At 68.8% G+C, this 20,138-nt stretch carries 19 protein-coding genes, 1 tRNA gene and 1 pseudogene; 11 read left to right on the forward strand and 10 right to left on the reverse strand.

The genetic code is table 11. The features are described from left to right. Positions 1-3: 3 nt before the first annotated feature. Positions 4-153, reverse strand: coding sequence for a hypothetical protein (locus ABZS64_RS08590; RefSeq protein ID WP_355825047.1), 150 nt, complete (start codon positions 151-153; stop codon positions 4-6). Positions 154-360: 207 nt separating this feature from the next. Here ABZS64_RS08590 and ABZS64_RS08595 point away from each other — a divergent pair, with 207 nt between their 5' ends. Next, positions 361-795, forward strand: a complete 435-nt coding sequence (locus ABZS64_RS08595) for a helix-turn-helix transcriptional regulator (protein WP_355825049.1) — start codon at positions 361-363, stop codon at positions 793-795. A 401-nt stretch (positions 796-1,196) separates the two neighbouring features. Here the strand turns inward: ABZS64_RS08595 and ABZS64_RS08600 are convergent, their stop codons facing one another. Further along, a complete protein-coding gene (locus ABZS64_RS08600) occupies positions 1,197-2,939 on the reverse strand; it encodes a recombinase family protein (RefSeq protein WP_355825051.1) in 1,743 nt (580 codons plus the stop codon). Positions 2,940-2,988: 49 nt separating this feature from the next. Beyond that, a pseudogene (locus ABZS64_RS08605) lies at positions 2,989-3,120 on the reverse strand (MFS transporter); the annotation flags it as partial. A 140-nt stretch (positions 3,121-3,260) separates the two neighbouring features. Here ABZS64_RS08605 and ABZS64_RS08610 point away from each other — a divergent pair. Next, the gene (locus ABZS64_RS08610) at positions 3,261-4,019 is read left to right on the forward strand and encodes a phosphoglyceromutase (RefSeq protein ID WP_355825054.1); all 759 of its coding nucleotides are present in this window, start codon (positions 3,261-3,263) and stop codon (positions 4,017-4,019) included. Between the two features lie 360 nt (positions 4,020-4,379). On the opposite strand, the gene phoU is transcribed toward ABZS64_RS08610, so the two are convergent. Then, on the reverse strand, positions 4,380-5,057 hold the full coding sequence (gene phoU / locus ABZS64_RS08615; RefSeq protein WP_355825057.1) for a phosphate signaling complex protein PhoU: 678 nt from the start codon (positions 5,055-5,057) through the stop codon (positions 4,380-4,382). A gap of 201 nt (positions 5,058-5,258) precedes the next feature. Between phoU and ABZS64_RS08620 the strand changes: the two genes are divergently transcribed. Continuing rightward, positions 5,259-6,545, forward strand: a complete 1,287-nt coding sequence (locus ABZS64_RS08620; protein WP_355825060.1) for an ATP-binding protein — start codon at positions 5,259-5,261, stop codon at positions 6,543-6,545. Continuing rightward, on the forward strand, positions 6,542-7,222 hold the full coding sequence (locus ABZS64_RS08625) for a response regulator transcription factor (protein WP_142217884.1): 681 nt from the start codon (positions 6,542-6,544) through the stop codon (positions 7,220-7,222). The genes ABZS64_RS08620 and ABZS64_RS08625 overlap by 4 nt, the downstream gene beginning before the upstream one ends. Before the next feature lie 78 nt (positions 7,223-7,300). On the opposite strand, the gene ABZS64_RS08630 is transcribed toward ABZS64_RS08625, so the two are convergent. Continuing rightward, positions 7,301-7,981, reverse strand: a complete 681-nt coding sequence (locus ABZS64_RS08630; protein ID WP_355825063.1) for a DUF461 domain-containing protein — start codon at positions 7,979-7,981, stop codon at positions 7,301-7,303. Between the two features lie 601 nt (positions 7,982-8,582). Between ABZS64_RS08630 and ABZS64_RS08635 the strand changes: the two genes are divergently transcribed. The 5 genes from ABZS64_RS08635 (at position 8,583) to rlmB (ending at position 13,146) form a co-directional block, all read left to right on the forward strand. Further along, entirely contained in the window at positions 8,583-9,065 is a 483-nt protein-coding gene (locus tag ABZS64_RS08635) for a CarD family transcriptional regulator (protein ID WP_003953493.1), read from the forward strand. Positions 9,066-9,353: 288 nt separating this feature from the next. Beyond that, positions 9,354-10,091, forward strand: coding sequence for a 2-C-methyl-D-erythritol 4-phosphate cytidylyltransferase (gene ispD / locus ABZS64_RS08640; RefSeq protein WP_355825066.1), 738 nt, complete (start codon positions 9,354-9,356; stop codon positions 10,089-10,091). Beyond that, positions 10,081-10,569: a 2-C-methyl-D-erythritol 2,4-cyclodiphosphate synthase gene (gene ispF, locus ABZS64_RS08645; RefSeq protein WP_355825069.1), complete on the forward strand. Its 489-nt coding sequence runs from the start codon at positions 10,081-10,083 to the stop codon at positions 10,567-10,569. Before ispD ends, ispF begins: the two co-directional genes overlap by 11 nt. A gap of 137 nt (positions 10,570-10,706) precedes the next feature. After that, on the forward strand, positions 10,707-12,107 hold the full coding sequence (gene cysS / locus ABZS64_RS08650; RefSeq protein WP_355825072.1) for a cysteine--tRNA ligase: 1,401 nt from the start codon (positions 10,707-10,709) through the stop codon (positions 12,105-12,107). An 85-nt stretch (positions 12,108-12,192) separates the two neighbouring features. Next, positions 12,193-13,146 (forward strand): 23S rRNA (guanosine(2251)-2'-O)-methyltransferase RlmB, encoded by a 954-nt coding sequence (gene rlmB, locus ABZS64_RS08655; RefSeq protein ID WP_355825075.1) that lies wholly within the window; start codon positions 12,193-12,195, stop codon positions 13,144-13,146. A 168-nt stretch (positions 13,147-13,314) separates the two neighbouring features. Here rlmB and ABZS64_RS08660 read toward each other — a convergent pair whose 3' ends face one another. Next, positions 13,315-13,941 (reverse strand): NUDIX hydrolase, encoded by a 627-nt coding sequence (locus ABZS64_RS08660; RefSeq protein ID WP_355825078.1) that lies wholly within the window; start codon positions 13,939-13,941, stop codon positions 13,315-13,317. A 10-nt stretch (positions 13,942-13,951) separates the two neighbouring features. Then, on the reverse strand, positions 13,952-15,454 hold the full coding sequence (locus ABZS64_RS08665) for a hypothetical protein (protein ID WP_355825081.1): 1,503 nt from the start codon (positions 15,452-15,454) through the stop codon (positions 13,952-13,954). Between the two features lie 230 nt (positions 15,455-15,684). On the opposite strand from ABZS64_RS08665, the gene ABZS64_RS08670 reads away from it, so the two are divergent. Beyond that, positions 15,685-17,229 carry a DoxX family membrane protein gene (locus tag ABZS64_RS08670; RefSeq protein ID WP_355825414.1) on the forward strand — a complete coding sequence of 515 codons (1,545 nt, stop codon included), beginning with the start codon at positions 15,685-15,687 and terminating at the stop codon, positions 17,227-17,229. 103 nt (positions 17,230-17,332) lie between these two features. On the opposite strand, the gene ABZS64_RS08675 is transcribed toward ABZS64_RS08670, so the two are convergent. From ABZS64_RS08675 to ugpC, 3 genes are all read right to left on the reverse strand, one after another. Continuing rightward, positions 17,333-18,055: a nucleotidyltransferase family protein gene (locus tag ABZS64_RS08675; RefSeq protein WP_355825083.1), complete on the reverse strand. Its 723-nt coding sequence runs from the start codon at positions 18,053-18,055 to the stop codon at positions 17,333-17,335. 38 nt (positions 18,056-18,093) lie between these two features. Continuing rightward, positions 18,094-18,516, reverse strand: a complete 423-nt coding sequence (locus ABZS64_RS08680; RefSeq protein WP_355825086.1) for a hypothetical protein — start codon at positions 18,514-18,516, stop codon at positions 18,094-18,096. 219 nt (positions 18,517-18,735) lie between these two features. Beyond that, on the reverse strand, positions 18,736-19,872 hold the full coding sequence (gene ugpC / locus ABZS64_RS08685) for a sn-glycerol-3-phosphate ABC transporter ATP-binding protein UgpC (RefSeq protein ID WP_355825089.1): 1,137 nt from the start codon (positions 19,870-19,872) through the stop codon (positions 18,736-18,738). Positions 19,873-20,051: 179 nt separating this feature from the next. On the opposite strand from ugpC, the gene ABZS64_RS08690 reads away from it, so the two are divergent. Continuing rightward, positions 20,052-20,125 (forward strand) — tRNA-Thr (locus ABZS64_RS08690). The last annotated feature ends 13 nt before the right edge of the window (positions 20,126-20,138 follow it).

The following is a 20,138-nucleotide window of genomic DNA, read 5'->3' on the forward strand; positions in this document are numbered from 1 at the left end:
TCCTCACGCTGCGGACTGCTGCTCGGCGCGCCGGTTTCGCGCCTGGCGGATGCGGGGGGCGAGGATGCGGCGGATCAAGGCGAGCTGCTCGGCGGTCGGCTCGGGCCAGTCGTCCGGCCCGGCCGGGGTGCTTGGCGTCTCGGTGGTGTTCACGGCTCCCCCTCCGTTCTGTTCCACAAGTCGAACAGTCAAGGGCGCATAGCGCATGAAAGCGCCCGCCCTGCTGTTGCAGTTCTCGAACAACGGCAACCGTAGGTGGCGGGAAAGGGCACGTCAACGCAGTTGTGGGGTGTGCGATACGGGGTGGTGGCTGGTTAGATGAGAGTGTTCGAGTTTTGCAACAAGAACAGGAGTAAGAGAGTGTCGGAGACCGGCACCCCCTACGGCACCCCCTTTGGGGATCTTTTGCGTGCCGCGAAGGAAGAGCAGGGGCTCTCGTACCGCAAGCTCGCTGAGCGTGCGGTCGATCCGGAGACAGGGGTAGTGGTGGGCTACACGACCCTGCACCGGATCGCGCAAGACAAGCCGATCATGCTCGAGCCGGGGGTCGTCGGCGCCGTGGCAGCAGCCATCGGTCGGCCCGAGCGTGAGGTGCGCATCGCGGCCTCGCAGCAATATTGCGGCCTCGTTGCCGGCGACCCGTTCGAGGTGAGTACGCCCGAGGCGACTGTTGTCGTAGTGCACGCACCCGGCATGGGCCGCAAGGACATGCCAAAGGTGGAAAACCTGCTCAGGAGGTACGCCGCCGGTGAGCTGCCCCGGGAACTAACCGAAGGTGATCAATCGTCAGACTAGAGAGGGTCACACCGCGTCGTATGCGAGTGACCTGCGGTGTTCGGCGGAGTAGGGTGATTCGGGTCCTCGATTCGTGCATATGTTCGAGTCAAGGTCCTGGCATGCCACAAGGGGGGCACGAACCTTGATCCGCGTTACCCGCACCCAACTCGACACCGGAGCAATCGCAGTCGTCCGCGCAACCGAGGATGGACTGACGATCGACATGGACCGCCGCCACATCACCCCCACAGGTGCGGCCGGTTTGCAACAGGCACTGAACGGCCTTGCCCCCCACCCTGGCGACGACGACGAGCCGAGAGAGCACGCGTCCTAGCCGGACAGAGGCCGACGTCGTACCTGACAAGCACGAGGGCCGCACGGGAAACGCCCGTGCGGCCCTTTCTGTGCCCTCAGCGGCCCTATGCCGCCTTAGCGACCGCGGCCTGCGCCGCCGCCCCCTTCTTCCTGCGGATGAGCTGCTTCGGGATCACAGCGACGAACTGCTCGACCGCAACATCGCGCCGGCCCGTACCCTGCGGCTTCAACCGCACCTCGACCAACGCTTCGACGATCGCTCGACGCTGCGACAGGTCCAACCCTTTCCATGCCTTCGCGATCTCCTCAACCGACGCCCCCGCGAGCTCACGCACCACGGGCGGGACCGACAACGAGCGGGCCCGCTTCTTCGCAGCCTCGATCTTCGGCAGCTTCTCAGCCTCGACGGCGACCAACGCTCGCGCCGAAAGGCGCCCTGCGCCAGCCTCTTCATAAAACTCGTCGAGCTCGGCTTGCAGCAGCTTGGCCTCGGCCTCGGCCTCCTCGATCTCCTTCATCATCTGCGCGTCGTCCTTCGCGTACGCCCGAGCGAACGACGGCGACGACAACCACTCGAACGCCTTCCGCTCGACGTACGGATCGACGATCGAGACCTGCGCGCTCGCGTGATACCCCTTCTTCCCCTTGGGCGCCGGCGCCGCGCACGAGTACCGCGGTAGACCGTGCTGCCGGTCGGAGTTCACCGGGATCTCGCAGATATCGCAGATCATCACGCCCGACAGTTGGTGAATCGCCTTGCCCGGACGCTGGTTGTACTTCCGCTTCTCCTTGCCCTTGTTGACCGCAGCCACCGCGCGCACGTGGTCGGCCTTGTCGACAAGCGCCGGCCACGCCTCCTTGTTGGTCACCTTGCCGTGATGCTTGCGGTAGCCGAGGTACCGCTCGTCGATCGCGTACGCGGTGATCGTGGCGGAGATCCAACGCGCCATCACGAGCGGCTCGTTACGGTCGATGAAGTCCCGCGCGATCTCGACGGGGTCCTCGCCGGCGTCCAGTCGGTCTCTGGCCTCCTGACGCAGGGCGACCGCGGCCTCGATTCGCGCGAGCCAATCCGGGTGGATGTCCTCGTTCTCTGCGAGGTTGGGGTGCCACGCCGCGAGCTTCTTAACCATGCCCTTGGTCCAATGGCGAGTGGGCGGCGTTACCCCCCGCTTGTTGAACGCAACCGCGATCTTCGTCCGGTCCTCGAAGTTGCCGACGCGCTTTGTCAGTTCCACGATGATCGGCTTCTGTACGGGGTGTGCCTCGGTGCGGATGAACGCGCCCGTTCGCGCGTCGTAGATCCGCCGGTACCCGTAGGCGGCCTGCGCGTGCGGCCGGCCGTCGGCCGCGTTCGCCCGCAGCGTCCGCAGGATGTTGTCGCGCATCTCGTCGACCTCGCGCTCGCCGAGCAGCGCGTCGAGGCCCGTGCGGAAACGGTCGTCCTTGTTCGACAGGTCGTAGACCTTGCCGCCGTAGCACCACAGCACGCCGTGCCGCTTGCACGCGTCACGAAGTCGCGAGTAGACGGCGAGGTCGCGCTGCAACCGCGTCGCCGACCATGCGATGACGATGTCGAGCTTCCCGCTCTCGATCCACTCGATCATGCGCTCGAACTCCTCGCGCTCCCGTGCGCGGTAGGTCGAGGCTGACCGGTCGTCGTCGATGAACTGCTCGACGACGTTCACGCCGAGCTCGTCGGCGGTCGTCTGTCCGTTGTCGAGCTGCTCTTTGACCGAGCGGCCCTTGCTCTTGGTCTTGCCCTGATACGCGCTCTTGCGTGCGTAGAGGCCGGCGCGGAGACCCGCGAGGCTGTCACGCAGTTGCTGCATACCCGAAAGGTTCATGGTGCCCCCTTGGTCGAACGACCGTACGACTCTCGGGGCGTACGGTCTACCGAATAGGCACCAACGTCGCGACGAAGGCCCCGAGCCGGTTGACCAGCGTGCTCGTCCACAGCCACCAGAACTCCCGGGGCAACCCCGAGACGCTCTCTCTTGCGGCACGTCGCAGACCGGCTATGGACATACGGATTCCCCCCGGGAACGGGTGCTGTAAGTGGCTTGGAAGGCATCCGCAAGTTACATATGCCGGGGGCCCGGCCGCCAGTCAATTGACGCTGGACGTCAACCGACACGCCCACACCGGCGTCCATTAGTCTCGTACGCATGGCCGACGCACCGTACAAGCTGATCCTCCTCCGCCACGGCGAGAGCGAATGGAACGCGAAGAACCTGTTCACCGGCTGGGTGGACGTCAATCTGACGGAGAAGGGCGAGAAGGAGGCAGTCCGCGGCGGTGAGCTGCTCAAGGACGCCGGCCTGCTCCCCGACGTACTGCACACCTCGCTCCAGAAGCGCGCCATCCGCACGGCGCAGCTGGCGCTGGAGTCCGCGGACCGCCACTGGATCCCGGTCCACCGCTCCTGGCGGCTGAACGAGCGTCACTACGGCGCACTGCAGGGCAAGGACAAGGCCCAGACCCTGGCCGAGTTCGGCGAGGAGCAGTTCATGCTCTGGCGCCGCTCGTACGACACCCCGCCGCCGGTCCTCGAGGACGGCACGGAGTTCTCGCAGAGCGACGACCCGCGCTACGCGTCGATCCCGGGCGAGCTGCGTCCGCGCACCGAGTGCCTCAAGGACGTCGTCGAGCGGATGCTGCCGTACTGGTACGACGGCATCGTCCCGGACCTGCTGTCCGGCCGCACCGTCCTGGTCGCCGCGCACGGCAACTCCCTGCGCGGCCTGGTCAAGCACCTCGACGGCATCTCGGACGCCGACATCACGGGCCTGAACATCCCGACGGGCATCCCGCTCTACTACGAGCTCGACGCCGACTTCCAGCCGCTCACCAAGGGCGGAAAGTACCTGGACCCGGACGCGGCAGCGGCGGCGATCGAGGCCGTGAAGAACCAGGGCAAGAAGTAGCCCTCGGGAAGTAGCCCTCAGTACAGACGCGAGGGCCCGTACATACGCGAAGGGCCCCGTCCTGGTCGGACGGGGCCCTCTCGTTTACGTACGAAGCATCGGCTAGCCGCAGCAGCCACCACACTGGCACGGTCCGCCCGACTGGCACCCGCAACCACAGCCCGAGCCGCAGCCGCAGGCGCCGAGCACGGGCAGGAACACCACTTCGGCAGGCGCTTCCTGCTGAAGGTCGGTCGTGGGGGATTCGGCCATGGGTCCCTCCTCATGGGCGTACGAGATGTGCCGCCTCTGCCCATTGCATGCCCGCTTCTGCGGGCGCATCAACGGCGCTCGGAGGCATACCGCGCGCCCCGCAGGGAGCTACGCGCCCTCGACCGCCGTCGGCGGCTGGATCTCGTCCGCGTGCTCGCCTGTCACCAGATAGACGACCCGCTTCGCCACCGACACGGCGTGGTCGGCGAAGCGCTCGTAGTAGCGGCCGAGCAGTGTCACGTCCACGGCCGTCTCGATGCCGTGCTTCCAGCGGTCGTCCATCAGGTGCTGGAAGAGCGTGCGGTGCAGCAGGTCCATCTCGTCGTCGTCCGTCTCCAGCTGGAGCGCCAGGTCGACGTCCTTGGTGATGATCACCTCTGCCGCCTTGGCCATCAGCCGCTGCGCCAGCTGCCCCATCTCCAGGATGGTGGCGTGCAGATCGCTCGGCACGGCCGTGGCGGGGAAGCGGAGCCGGGCCAGTTTGGCCACGTGCTGGGCCAGGTCGCCGGAGCGCTCCAGGTCCGCGCTCATCCGCAGGGAGGTCACCACGATCCGCAGATCCGTCGCGACCGGCTGCTGCCGGGCCAGCAGCGCGATCGCCCGTGCCTCCAGGTCGTGCTGCAGATCGTCGACCTTCTGGTCGGCGGCGATCACACTCTCGGCGAGCTTGAGATCGGCGTCGAGCATGGCCGTGGTGGCGCGCCCGATCGCCGACCCGACCAGCCGGGCCATCTCGACCAGGCCCTCGCCGATCGAGTCCAGTTCCTCGTGGTACGCGTCCCGCATGGGGTGTCCCTCTCTTGATACGACCGGGGGGTCCGGGTGGGGCCTTGGACCCCCACGCTCCCACGTTCTGTCCGTTACAAGTCCGGATGCTCCACCGGAAGTGAATCAGCCCTATCCCCTTGGTGAACTCTGGGCGACGACTGTTCGAGGAGCCACCCGTTTGGCTGGGAGCATCTCCCTGGCCACGCATAACCTGGATGCATGGACGTGAACGCGGCGGTCGCCGCAGCGGCAGCGATCGCCGGGTTGTGCACCGGTGTCATCGCCATGCTGGCGTTCCGCTGGAGCGAACGCGACCAGGCGCGACCCACCCGCACCTCCCTGCACACAGACGCCGTGCTGCCGCCCGGCGTCGACACCGTCCTGTCCGTGCTCCGATCCTCCGCGGTCGTCCTCGACGAGAGCGACTCCGTCGTCAAGGCCAGCTCCGCGGCGTACGCCCTCGGTCTGGTACGCGGCGGAAAACTCGCCGTCGAACCGATGCTGCACATGGCACGCGACACGCGTCGTGACGGCGAGATACGGCAGGTCGAACTCGATCTGCCCCGGCGCGGCACCGGCCGCGGCGAGGCACTCGCCGTCTCCGCCCGGGTGGCCCCCCTCGGCTCCCGGCTCGTACTGCTCCTCGTCGAGGACCTCACCGAGGCCCGCCGGATAGAAGCGGTACGGCGCGACTTCGTCGCCAACGTCAGCCATGAGCTCAAGACCCCGGTCGGCGCGCTCTCCCTGCTCTCCGAGGCGGTCATGGACGCCTCGGACGACCCCGAAGCGGTGGAGCGCTTCGCCGGCCGTATGCAGATCGAGGCGACCCGGCTCACCAATCTCGTACAGGAGCTCATCGACCTCTCCCGGGTGCAGAACGACGACCCGCTGGAGGACGCCGAACCAGTACGTGTGGACGAACTGATCGCCGAAGCCATCGACAGATCCCGGCATCCCGCGTCCACCAAACAGATCACGATGGCCGTCGGGGGTACCTCCCAGGCTCAAGGCTCCGGGGGAGGCACCGCCGCCCTGCACATCTGGGGCAACCGCGGCCAGCTCGCAGCGGCCCTCGGCAACCTCGTCGAGAACGCCGTCAACTACTCCCCGGCCCGCACCCGGGTCGGGATATCAGCTCGCCGTGTGGCCGCGCCCGGCGGCGATCTCATCGAGATCGCCGTCACCGACCAGGGCATCGGCATCTCGGAGAAGGACCGCGAGCGGGTCTTCGAGCGGTTCTACCGCGTCGACCCCGCCCGGTCCCGGGCCACCGGGGGCACCGGCCTGGGACTGGCTATCGTCAAACACGTGGCCGCCTCGCACGGCGGGGAAGTCACGGTCTGGAGCTCCGAGGGTCAGGGCTCCACCTTCACCCTGCGGCTTCCCGAAGCGGGGGCCGTGCGGGACCGTTCAACCACCGGACCGGATCGCGTCGACGAGGACGACGACCGGCCTTACGACACCGATCCGAACAGCGAAATTCCTGCCCCGGAGGTCCTTCCGTGACCCGAGTGCTCGTCGTCGAGGATGAGGAATCATTCAGCGACGCCCTGTCCTACATGCTCCGCAAGGAAGGCTTCGAGGTCGCCATCGCGACCACGGGGCCCGAGGGGCTCGACGAGTTCGAGCGCAATGGCGCCGACCTCGTCCTCCTCGACCTGATGCTGCCCGGGCTGCCGGGTACCGAGGTGTGCCGCCAGCTGCGCGGCCGCTCGAACGTCCCGGTGATCATGGTGACCGCCAAGGACAGTGAGATCGACAAGGTCGTCGGGCTGGAAATAGGAGCCGACGACTACGTCACCAAGCCCTTCTCCTCGCGGGAACTGGTCGCCCGCATCCGCGCGGTCCTGCGCCGCCGCGGCGAGCCGGAGGAGGTCACCCCGGCGGCCCTGGAGGCGGGCCCGGTCCGGATGGACGTGGACCGCCACGTCGTCACGGTCTCGGGCGGGAAGGTCGACCTCCCGCTGAAGGAGTTCGACCTGCTGGAGATGCTGCTGCGCAACGCGGGCCGGGTGCTGACCCGCATGCAGCTGATCGACCGCGTCTGGGGCGCGGACTACGTGGGCGACACCAAGACGCTGGACGTCCACGTCAAGCGCCTCCGCGCCAAGATCGAGCCGGACCCGGGTGCGCCGCGTTATCTGGTGACGGTTCGCGGGTTGGGCTACAAGTTCGAGCCGTAAACCGGCCCAGAACGACGGGCCCGGAACGACATGAGGGCGCCCCGCCAGAACTTCTCTGGCGGGGCGCCCTCATACGTGTCAGTGGCCCGCGCTGTTCGACGCCGACGCGGAGTCCGACGGAGTGCCCGGCTCCCCCGACCGGCCGTTGCCCGGCTCGCCCGCCTGGCCCGTGGCCGAACCCGACGGGGTGCCGGACGGCGTGCCGGTGGGCTCCTGCGACGGCTTCTCCGGGGGCTTGGGCAGCGTGCTCGGCCCGTAGCCCTCGAAGTAGCTCTTCGCGGGGACGACGAGCGCCTGCATCTTCACGTCACCGGTGTCGCTGAAGCGGAAGAGGACGTCCTGCACGCCTCCGGTGTTCTTCGACACCCCCTGACCCTTCTCGATCACCGCGGACGCGTTCCCCGCGCCGCCGATGATGATCGAGCCCAGCGCCGGAACGGTGATCGAGCCCGAGCCCTTCGCGGCGGACAGCTTCACCGGGGCGCTCAGCCCCGGCAGCGTGATCGCGTCGAGCGTCTGCGGCTCGGAGCCGGTGTTGAAGACCGTCGCGGAGACGACCGCTGGGCCTTCCGCGTCCGCCGTCGGCTGCGTGATCACCGCAGCGTTCTGGATCTTGATGGTGTCGACCGTCGTCGCGGCATTGTCGGGCCGGACGCCGAGGGTCTGCGCGTCCATGCCTGCACCGCATGCGGAGAGCGAGGCGATCGAGAACACGATGGCAGTAGCGGCGAGGGCGCCGCGTCGAAGGCTGCGGCTCACGGCGGCGGCATCTCCTTGGACGTACGGACTGGCTACGGACAGGCTGTTGAACTGGCGTGAAACCGGCATGCAGATCGCTAAGCCCGTGTCAGTTCGCGCTTAGGTTACCGAGCGCCCGCGCCCGCCCCGCACCCGACCCGCCCCTTCACCGGCCGCTGCCTGCCGCCGCTCCCGGCCCCGGCGTGCCCGGTCGGTGCGATCTTGCTCTTTCGTACGCCGTTCACATAACCAGAGTGATCAATTCCCGGGGCCACCACACATTCCTTACCGAATACTTCTCGGTGATCAATTCCGGATTCGACGGCGGATCCGTCCGTACGGGTGACCGACCGCCGAACGGAGTACGGGAAGTTCACCGCTTGGAACCCGGCAAACCGGGACGTTCGGCCTCCTCGGAGGGGGTTGTGCCGGGTGTAACGTGCGCGTTTCTGTCCGCCCGCGCAGCCGCTCCGACCTGCGAATACCCCCTTCCGGAAGCCGCCCGCAGCACGTTCGTGTTGCTGTTGTCAAGCCCCGAGATATGCCCTGACCTGCGAAAACGCCATTCAGAAGAAGCCGTATCCGTGTTACCCTGGATAGCCACGGAAGGGGTACCTGTCACATGACGTTCAAGGTTGGCGACACCGTGGTCTATCCCCATCACGGGGCCGCGCTGATCGAGGCCATCGAAACTCGCCAGATCAAAGGCGTGGACAAGACCTACTTGGTGCTCAAGGTCGCCCAGGGCGACTTGACGGTTCGCGTGCCGGCGGACAATGCGGAGTTTGTAGGCGTACGCGATGTGGTCGGTCAGGACGGGCTCGACCGGGTCTTCGAGGTGCTGCGCGCACCGTATGCAGAAGAGCCGACGAACTGGTCCCGACGCTACAAGGCAAATCTCGAGAAGCTCGCCTCCGGCGATGTCATCAAGGTCGCCGAAGTAGTACGTGACCTGTGGCGTCGCGAGCGGGAGCGTGGGCTTTCCGCTGGTGAGAAGCGCATGCTCGCCAAGGCCCGCCAGATCCTGGTGAGCGAGCTCGCCCTCGCGGAGAACACCAACGAAGACAAGGCCGAGGCTCTGCTCGACGAGGTCCTCGCGTCCTGACGCATCGGCGTTGGAATCAATAAAGTGCCGCGGTGCCCGCTGACATGCTGTGATTACAGTCCTGTCGCCGGGCGCTGCGGCATGTTCGTCTCTCTGCCCGTCCGTACCTGCTCGTCCATCCCTGCTTGCAGCGTTTCAGCAAGCACGGCACCCTGCCCCTTGGTGTGCCGGGCCCGGGCGGCTGGCGCAGACCAGTTGTCACGGAAGGGTCCGGTCAAGGCGTCGCGCCCGGCACGCTGTGGCCATACCCATGTCGGCCAAGGAAACAAACCTGCCGGAGTGCAACCGATGTCAGACCAATCGCCCCCGTTCCGCACCGCAGCGGTGATCCCGGCGGCCGGCCGGGGCGTACGGCTCGGCCCGGGCGCCCCCAAGGCGCTCCGTACGCTGAACGGCACGCCCATGCTCATCCACGCCGTACGAGCCATGGCCGCATCCCGTGCCGTCTCGCTCGTCGTCGTGGTGGCCCCGCCCGACGGTGCCGCCGAAGTGAAGTCCCTCCTCGCCGACCACGCACTTCCGGACAGGACCGACTTCCTGGTCGTGCCCGGCGGTGACACCCGCCAGGAGTCCGTGAAGCTCGGCCTGGACGCCCTGCCGCCCGGCATCGACGCCGTGCTGGTCCACGACGCCGCCCGGCCGCTGGTGCCCGTCGACACGGTCGACGCGGTGATCGAGGCCGTACGGGACGGAGCCCTGGCCGTCGTGCCCGCGCTGCCCCTCGCCGACACCGTCAAGGAGGTCGAGCCCAGCGCGGACGGCTCGCCCGAACTGGTCGTCGCGACGCCCGAGCGGGCCAGGCTGCGCGCCGTGCAGACCCCGCAGGGCTTCGACCTGGAGACTCTCCTGCGTGCCCACGAGACCGTCACGGACAACGTCACCGACGACGCCAGCATGGTCGAGCAGCTCGGCGAACGGGTCGTGGTGGTACCCGGCCACGAGGAGGCGTTCAAGGTGACCCGCCCCCTCGATCTCGTACTCGCCGAGGCGGTTCTCGCCCGCAGGAGGGCCAACGATGGCTTCTAGCCCTTTCCCCCGGATCGGCATCGGCACGGACGTGCACGCCTTCGAGGCGGGCCGCGAGCTGTGGTGCGCCGGACTCCTGTGGGAGGGCGAGGACGGCCTCGCCGGGCACTCCGACGGTGACGTCGCCGCCCACGCCGCCTGCGACGCGCTCTTCTCGGCGGCCGGCGTCGGCGATCTCGGCGCCCACTTCGGCACCTCCCGGCCCGAGTGGGCCGGTGCCTCCGGCGTCACGCTGCTCGCCGAGGCGGCGCGGATCGTACGGGCCGAAGGCTTCGAGATCGGCAATGTCGCCGTCCAGGTCATCGGGGTACGCCCCAAGATCGGCAAGCGGCGCGACGAGGCCCAGAAGGCGCTGGGCGCGGCGGTCGGTGCGCCCGTCTCCGTGTCGGGGACGACGACGGACGGGCTCGGTCTGACGGGACGGGCGGAAGGATTGGCCGCGATCGCCACGGCGCTGGTGTTCAGCACGGACGGGTGAAATACCTGGCACAGGCGGCGAGTTGTCGCCAGGAAACCCTGTGCCCGCCTCGTATCCCGCTCGGACAAAGTCACAAACTCCTCCCCGCGTTCCACAAGGGTCGCGGGGCACTGGTATCGGGCCACTACCCTTGATGCGTGACCATTCGCCTGTACGACACCAGCGCCCGGCAGATCCGTGACTTCACCCCGCTCATGCCGGGTTGTGTCTCGATCTACCTGTGTGGCGCGACCGTGCAGGCGGCGCCGCACATCGGGCACGTCAGGTCGTATCTCAACTTCGACATCATGCGCCGCTGGTTCATCCACCGCGGCTATGACGTGACCTTCATCCGCAATGTCACGGACATCGACGACAAGATCATCGCCAAGTCGGCCGAGCAGAACCGCCCCTGGTGGGCGATCGGCTACGAGAACGAGCGCGCCTTCAACGACGGCTACGACACCCTCGGCTGCCTGCCGCCCACGTACGAACCGCGCGCCACCGGCCACGTCCCCGAGATGGTCGAGATGATGCGCGGCCTCATCGAGCGCGGACACGCCTACGAGGCCGACGGCAACGTCTACTTCGACGTGCGCTCCTTCCCCGGCTATCTGAAGCTGTCCAACCAGGAGCTGGACAATCTGCTCCAGCCCTCCGGGGAGGGCGAGACCGGCAAGCGCGACCAGCGCGACTTCGCCATGTGGAAGGCCGCCAAGCCCGGAGAGCCGAGCTGGGAGACGCCCTGGGGCCGCGGCCGTCCCGGCTGGCACCTGGAGTGCTCGGCGATGGCGCACAAGTACCTGGGCGAGGCCTTCGACATCCACGGCGGCGGACTCGACCTGATCTTCCCGCACCACGAGAACGAGATCGCCCAGGCCAAGGCCTTCGGCGACGACTTCGCGAAGTACTGGGTGCACAACGCCTGGGTCACCATGAGCGGCGAGAAGATGTCCAAGTCGCTCGGCAACTCGGTGCTCGTCTCCGAGATGGTCAAGCACTGGCGCCCCATCGTGCTGCGCTACTACCTCGGTACGCCGCACTACCGCTCGATGATCGAGTACAGCGAGGAGGCCCTGCGCGAGGCCGAGTCCGCCTTCGCGCGGATCGAGGGCTTCGTCCAGCGCGTGGTCGAGAAGGCAGGGGGAGTCGTCGAGCCCGCCGCCGAGGTGCCGCCCGCCTTCGCCGAGGCGATGGACGACGACCTGGGCGTCCCGCAGGCCCTCGCGATCATCCACACCACGGTCCGCCAGGGGAACTCCGCACTGGCAGCCGACGACAAGGAAGCCGCCGTCGCCCGCCTCGCCGAGGTGCGGGCCATGCTCGGCGTCCTCGGCCTGGACCCCCTCGACGAACACTGGGCGGGCGAGGCCGACCGCGGCGAAGACCTGCACGGCGTCGTCGACACCCTGGTCCGGCTGGTGCTCCAGCAGCGCGAGTCGGCCCGGGCCCGCAAGGACTGGGCGACCGCCGACGCCATCCGCGACCAGCTGCAGCAGTCGGGCCTGGTCATCGAGGACAGCCCGGAAGGCCCGCGCTGGACGCTCGGACCGCGCTGACCGGCCACAATGTGCCGCCCGGGTCCCCGGGCGGCACACTTTCTTACGTACGTACGCATTCGAAAGCTTCAGGAAACAGGTAGTCATGGCCGGGAACAGCCAGCGCAGGAACCGCCGCACGTCCAACAAGAAGGGCGCGCAGGTCGGCAGCGGTGGCAAGCGACGCCGCAGCCTCGAGGGCAAGGGCCCGACACCGCCCGCCTCCGCCCGCAAGGGTCACAAGAAGAACCGCATCGCCAACGCACAGGCCAAGAAGACCACCGCGCGCCGCCCCGTCGCCCGCCGCGGCGGCAAGGGCACGTCCGAGATGGTCGTCGGCCGCAACCCCGTCTTCGAGGCGCTGCGCGACGGCGTGCCCGCCTCGACGCTCTACGTCCAGCAGTTCATCGACAACGACGAGCGGGTGCGTGAGGCGCTCCAGCTCGCCACCGGACGCGGCAACATCAACATCATGGAGGCGCCGCGCCCCGAGCTCGACCGGATGACCAACGGGCTCAACCACCAGGGCCTGGTCCTCCAGGTCCCGCCGTACGAGTACGCGCACCCCGAAGACCTCGCGGCCGCCGCCTTCGACGACGGCGAGGACCCGCTGATCGTCGCGCTCGACGGCGTGACCGACCCGCGCAACCTGGGTGCCGTCGTCCGCTCCGTGTCCGCGTTCGGCGGCCACGGTGTGGTCGTGCCGGAGCGCCGGGCCGCGGGCATGACGGCCGGCGCGTGGAAGACCTCGGCGGGCACGGCCGCCCGCACCCCGGTCGCCCGCGCGACCAATCTGACCCGCGCCCTGGAGTCGTACCAGAAGGCTGGCCTTGTGGTCGTCGGCCTCGCGGCGGACGGCGAGCACGAGGTCGGCGACCTCGAAGCGCTCGGCGGCCCGGTCGTCATCGTGGTCGGCAGCGAGGGCAAGGGCCTGTCCCGTCTGGTCGGCGAGACCTGCGACTACCTCGTCCGCATCCCGATGCCGGGCGGCGCGGAGTCGCTGAACGCGGGCGTCGCGGCCGGTGTGGTGCTGTACGAGGCGGCCAAGCGGCGCGTCTGACGGTTCGCTCGGCGGCCGGAGGCGGGCGCTGCCGTCCCGAAGCCGGGGAGGCGCCCAGGGCCGAGCCGTGTGAGGGCGGCAGAAGAGGGGCCCGAGGCGGCCGAGCGGCGCGTATGATCCGGGCCCGGGGGCCCTGTACGCCCCCGGGGTGAGCCTTCCGGCGTGTTGTCAGCCGGCGACGTCCGCCAGGCCCGCGAGCCTCGCGCGGCTGAGCACGGCGATGGTGAACGCGTCCATGATCCGGCCGTCGCCCACCATCTCCTCCGCCTCGGCGAACGGCAGGGTGAGCGTGCTCCGGATGCCCTCACCGTGCGCCAGGTCGCCGATGGCGTCGATCCGGGCGGCATACAGCAGGACACGGTCGCCCAGTGCCCCCGCGTCGGGGTGGATGGCGCCGAGCGGAATCAGCTCCCGCACACCCGCGCCGATCTCCTCCCGCAACTCCTTCGCGGCGTTCTGCTCGCCGCCGAGCCCGCTCGTGCCGAAGCCGCGCGGCACCTCCCACAGCCACGAGCGGGTCGCGTGCCGGAAGTGCTCGACCAGCACCACCTCGCCGTCGAGCAGCGGAAGCACCACACAGCCCGGCTCCGCGGTGGTGCCGATCGAGCGGATGTACGTACCGGTCCTGCCGTCCGGGAACCTGACCGGATCGCGCAGGAGCATCACATACGGGTCCTCGTAGACCACACCGCCCGCGGCCGCGACCGACGCCGGATCGGTCAGGATCTCGATGCCGCCGGGCGGATTGACGAAGAGCTCGGGGCGCTCGGTTCGCAGCCGGTCGTACGTGTCCATGGTGGTCCTTCTACGGTGCGTCGGGTATCTGCTGGTCGGCCTGGTTCCCACGCGGCAGGGCGCCGACCTCCGTGATCCGTTCGCCGTACGCGCCGAGCAGCGTTTCCCAGTCCCGCTTCACACTGCCCAGCCTGAGGGCAGGAAATGTCACGCTGTGTCCGAGCCCGCTGCGCAGGCTGCTGCCCCTGTCCGTGAACACCAGACGGACGACCAGCGCGCCGAGGCCCGCGCTCGCCAGCTGGATCGACCCCGACAGCAGCGACACTCCGTCGCCCGCGAGCTGGAGCGAGATGCCCGCCGACTCGAGGACGAGGGCAACCCCGATGTCACGCTGGAAACCCTCCCCGGAGCGGCTGATCTTCCGCGCCTTGCGCAGCATCTTCGCGTGCAGTTCGGCGATTTCGGAGGTGGCGCCGGTGAAGCCTTCCGGATCGGGGACACGTCCGTGCGCGAAGCCACCCCGGACGAAGCCGTTGAGCGCATCGATGTACGCGCGCCACTCCTCTTCGCGGCGCAGCTTCGTGATGTCGGAAAGGCCAAGACCGGCATAGGAGTTGGGCCCGTCCACGGCCCGGTTCAGGGCGTCGGCGAAGACGTCGCGCAGCAGTCTGCCGAGCGCCTCGGGGTCGGCCACCGGGGACCGCTCCGCCTCGCCCAGCTCCTGCAGGGCGCTGCGTGCGGGCGAATCGGGCGGGGTCAGCGCGATCAGACCGCTGGCCTTGGGCACGCCGACGCTGTACAGCAGGTCGATCAACTGCTTGGCGGGGAGCACCTGTTCCCCCTCCCGCAGCAGCTGCTCGTGCGGTTCGGTCCCAGGACGGCAGAGGAACTGCTGGTAGACGGCGTTGCGAGTGATGTCCTTGTCGGGATCCTGATCGCCGGCCCAGTCGTAGATGTCCTTGAGGAGCCCCTCGCGCAGCGCCCTGGCACGCTCCTGCGCGATGCCGAGGTCTTTGGCGAGCTGCGGGATCTTCAGACGGCGCAGAGTGGACAGGCTCGTCGAGAAGTAGTTGCTGACCTTCTCGGTCTCTTCCTTGTTGGTGTCGTCGTCCCAGTCGAACCGGACGCACGCGGGCTCAGCCTCGTCAGCCAGCAGCCGCCGCCACGACTGCTGCACGTGCTTGTCCTTGCTCCACGCGTACTCCTCGCCGGGGTCCCGTTCCCGGTAGAGGTAGGGGACCAGAGCGCGGTCGTTGAGCAGCCGTACGAAGGCCTCGTGCTCGGCGGGCTCGATGCCGGGGCGGTAGTTGCGGTAGAGCGCCTCGTTGGTGAGGAGGTACGCGCGATTGACCACGAGCGTGCCGCTGTTGACGAGCGAGCGGCGCAGCTCGGCGGAGGCGGCGGCAACGGCCTTGGGCGTACTGCCCTTTGTGGCGTGCGCGCGTTGCTGACCGGCCGCCAGGTCCGGCGGCAGCCACTGGTTGTCCAGGGCCTGAGCCATCACGGGATAGTCGGTGAGGTCCCCGAAAGTGAGTTGATTGCTTGCCCGCGCGGACTCGACCCGGTCGGTCACTGGTGATCCCCCTCTGTCGCAGCGGAGTCACATTCTGCTGCCAACTCCCGTGATCGTCATACGAATTGACGCATCGCTCAAGATCGGGCGGCCCCTTGACGAACGGGCCTTGACGGGTCTCGGACAGATAGGGCCCTTCGGGGCAGTGTCCTAAACACAAGTCACTCGGTTAGATGAGTGTGGACACCAGAACGCCCTCGCCCGGGTTCGATGATCAGCCTGCGCTGAGCATGGTCAAGGTGGACTGCGATCCTGCGCAGGTCATCGTGAACCACGCCAGCTTCCGGGTGCAGCTCGCTCAGAGCCCGCGCCCCGCACGTGCCCTGGCGGACACCTCACGGATCCCCGTCGCCGGCGGAGCCGGCGCGGCGATGCGGCGGCGGGCGCCCGTTGTGTGGAGCGGCAGGTCGGCGCCGGGGGACGTCGGCGCGACCGGCCTGCTCCAGGCCGTACGCAACTCCACCGCGGAGCGCGACACCTTCGACTCCTTCGACACCGGCACCTACGACGGCGGAGCCTTCGACACCGGCGCGACGCAGGTGATCCCGCGGATCGACCTGGCCGCCGACCTTGCGACCGACACCGCGCGGACGCCCGTCGTCGGAGGGCCCGGGTCCGGCGGCTCCGGCAGGCCGCTGCTGCCCCCCATGCGGCAGGCCGTCGGCGCGTACGACTCGTACCACTCCTACGGCCAGGAGCCCTACGAGGACGAGGAGTTCGAGGCGGGCGGCGACGGCGAGAGCCCCGCCCAGCGGCACGGCGCAGACGCGGTGCGGCACGCCTACTACCCAGGGCGGCGCATGAACCTCGGCGTCGTACTGCTGCCACTGCGGGTGTTCCTCGGCTTCATCTCCATCTACGCCGGAATGGGCAAGCTCTGCGACCCCGTCTACTTCGACGGCGGCGAACGCGGCTCGATGGTGAAATGGCTCCACTCCCTGCAACCGTGGGGACTCTCCGAACCGCTGCGCGACTTCGCGCTGTCCCACCCCGTCGGGGCGGGCCTCACCGTCGCCTTCCTCCAGGTCGTCGTCGGCGTCCTCACGGTGCTCGGCCTCTGGCAGCGGGTCGCGGCGGTCATCGGCGCGCTGCTGTCGGCGGCGCTGATCCTGACCGTGAGCTGGAAGACCGTCCCGGCGTACGACGCGCCCGACATCATCTATCTTGCCGCCTGGTCCCCGCTGATCATCGCGGGTGCCCCGGTCTACTCCATCGACGGGCGGCTCGCCGGCGAGGCCTGGCGCAAGCTCGGCCCGCGCTCGGAACTGTGGGAGCTGCGGCGGCGCGTGCTGCGGCGCGGCACGGTCGTCGCCTCCGTCGTGGTCGGCCTCACCCTGCTGATCGGCTCCCTGCTCGGCGGGGCCGTGCGCTCCTCGGACATGGTGACCGTGCCGGGGCCGAACCAGGACCCGACCAACCACCTCCCCGGGTCCCCACTGCCGCAGGAGCCCAGCGAGCGCAGCTCGTCGGGCACACGCGGAGACAACGGCACACCGTCGCCGTCCGAGAGCCACACCCCCAAGGCCGAGAAGGCGACGCCCTCCAAGGAGAGGGTCCGCGAGACCGGCACGATCGGCGACCAGCCGAGCCAGACGCAGGGCACGGGCCAGAGGCCGCCGGGACAGTCCGAGCCGGCACAGCCGCCGTCCAGCAGCTCCGGCCCCTCGTCCAGCGGCGGTACCGGCAGCGGCGGCGGCTCAGGGGGCGGGGACGGCTCCGGTGGCGGCAGCGGCGGCTCGGGCGGCGGCCGGGTGATCGGCGGCCTGCTCGGCTGAGTACGCGTACGACGAAGAGGACGCCGAAAAGGGGCGGCCACCGTGAAAACGGTGGCCGCCCCTTTCGCTGGGGACTGCACTACGGGGCTCGTCAGCCGGCCTGTCAACGCGCCTGCGCGGCAAGCTCCTTGGCGGCCTCGGTCAGATCCTTGGCGGTGTCGATCGCCCGCCAGTACGCGCCCTGAGGCAGCGGGAAACCGGCCAGGCGGCGCTCACGCGCGAGACGGGGGAAGGTGGTGCGCTCGTGGTCGCCCTTGTCCGGCAGCAGCTCTGTGAAGGCCGCGGAGAAGACGTACACACCCGCGTTGATGAGATACGGCGACGGCGGGGACTCGATGAAGTCCGTGATGTGACCGAAGGCGTCCGTCTCGACGGCTCCCCAGGGGATCCGGGGACGGGCGAGAGCAAGCGTGGCAATGGCGTCCCGCTCGCCGTGGAAGGCGGCCATCTCGCGCAGCGAGAAGCGGGTCCAGATGTCGCCGTTGGTGGCGTACCAGGGCTGGTCCGGGTGCGGGAGGCGGGCGGCGGCGTACTTGAGGCCGCCGCCGCGGCCGAGCGGCTCCGTCTCGACGACGGTCGTGACCCGGAGCGGCAGATCGGCGCTCTCCAGCCACTGCTGCAGAACCTCGGCGAGATGACCGCAGGAGACGACGGCGTCGGTCACGCCCTCGGCGGCCAGCCAGGCAAGCTGATGGCCGATGATCGGGGTCCCGGTCCCCGGGATCTCGACCATCGGCTTGGGGCGGTCGTCGGTGTACGGGCGCAGCCGCGAGCCCTGGCCGCCCGCCAGGACCACGGCCTGCGTCGGATACGTAGGCGTATGCATGCCGTGAACGATATGCGGCGCGGGGCGTGGCCCCGCGGTCAGCTCCCCTGTGTCTGCCGGGAGACGCCGCTCGCGAAGGACGTGTCGCAGACGGGACGGGAGTAGCTCTGGGCGCGCGTGGGCCCGTACCGGACGACGGCGGCGCGGCCGAGTGCGCGGGCGATCGACATGCAGTGCCTGGCGAGCGACGGGCGCTCCTCGACGGCGCGCTGGAGGTCGGTGAGGGCGGTGCCCGCGTCCTTCTCCTGGAGTTCGGTGAGCAGCCGGTCGCGCAGGATGTCCTGCGGGGCACGGGGCTTGGCGCGTACGGAGACATTCTCCGAGGACGCGGTGAGCATCTGCGAGTCGGTGTTGTGCCCTGCCCACGGGACGCTGGTGACCGCGAGGGTTCCGGAGAGCACCAGGACGACGGGCAGAACGAGGGCGAGAGTGCGGCCGATTCGGCGGGCTGTGTGGGTCACGCGAGCGAGCGTAGCGGTCAGTGATGATTTGGCGACATTTAGTCACTCGGGCGGGTGATGGTTCGATGCGGCGTTTCGAATCGGGCGTTGACGTACAGGCTCGAAATGCGCCTGAAATGACCGATGTGCCGGGGAGTGCCGGGGTATTTGTCGACATACGAAAACGGCCCCGCAGCGAACTGCGGGGCCGTTCCGGCGAATTGGGGTCCTGCGACCGGGTCAGCCGCTGAGACGCTCGCCCGTCGAGGTCGAGAACACGTGGATCTCACCCGGACGCGGCACGACATGCAGCTCGGCACCCTTGTCCGGGACGGAGCGGCCGCCGACACGGACAACGAGGTCCTTGTGCTCGCCGCCGACCTGCGCGGAACCGTAGACGTAACCGTCGGCGCCGAGCTCCTCGACGACGTTCACCGAGACGGCGAGACCGGCCGGAGCGTCCTCGGTGTCCTTCGAGAGGGACTTCGCGGCCGCGCCGTTGTGCTCGACCACGTCGAAGTGCTCGGGACGCACACCGACCGTGACGGTGGTGTCGCCCTTGTCCGCGGCGGCGGACAACGCCTCACGCGAGACCGGGACGACACTGTTGCCGAACTTCACGCCGCCGTCCGTGATCGGAACCTCGACGAGGTTCATGGCCGGGGAACCGATGAAGCCCGCGACGAAGAGGTTCGCCGGGCGGTCGTACATGTTGCGCGGCGAGTCCACCTGCTGCAGCAGACCGTCCTTGAGGACTGCGACACGGTCACCCATGGTCATGGCCTCGACCTGGTCGTGCGTCACGTACACCGTCGTGATGCCGAGACGCCGCTGGAGGCTGGCGATCTGCGTACGGGTCGAGACACGCAGCTTCGCGTCGAGGTTCGACAGCGGCTCGTCCATGAGGAAGACCTGCGGCTCACGCACGATGGCGCGCCCCATGGCGACACGCTGACGCTGACCCCCGGAGAGCGCCTTGGGCTTGCGGTCCAGGTACTCGCTGAGGTCGAGGATCTTCGCGGCCTCTTCGACCTTCTTGCGGATCTCGCTCTTGTTGATGCCAGCGATCTTCAGGGCGAAGCCCATGTTGTCGGCGACGGACATGTGCGGGTAGAGCGCGTAGTTCTGGAACACCATGGCGATGTCCCGGTCCTTGGGCGGCAGGTGCGTGACATCGCGGTCACCGATGCGGATGGAGCCGGCGTTGACGTCCTCGAGACCGGCGAGCATGCGCAGGGAGGTCGACTTGCCGCAGCCGGAGGGGCCGACGAGGACGAGGAATTCGCCGTCCTGGGTCTCGATCTCGAGCTGGTCGACGGCGGGCTTCTCGGTGCCCGGGTAGATCCGGGTTGCCTTGTCGAACGTGACAGTGGCCATGGTGATGTTCTCCTTCACCGGCAGGAACGTGCCGGACGATCCGAGTAAGGGAGTGGTGTAGTCCACCTGTGGTGAACCTGCCGTGACGCTACCTGGCGATGTCCGATCTGTCAGTAGCCGGAAGGCGATGAAATTTTCGACCGGGGCAGGTGACGGGTCCGGTTAGACTGCTCGGACGCGCCTCCTTAGCTCAGCTGGCCAGAGCAACGCACTTGTAATGCGTAGGTCGTCGGTTCGAATCCGACAGGGGGCTCAGCTGCCCAGGC

This window comes from Streptomyces sp. NPDC005408, from assembly GCF_040606445.1.
Lineage (GTDB): Bacteria > Actinomycetota > Actinomycetes > Streptomycetales > Streptomycetaceae > Streptomyces.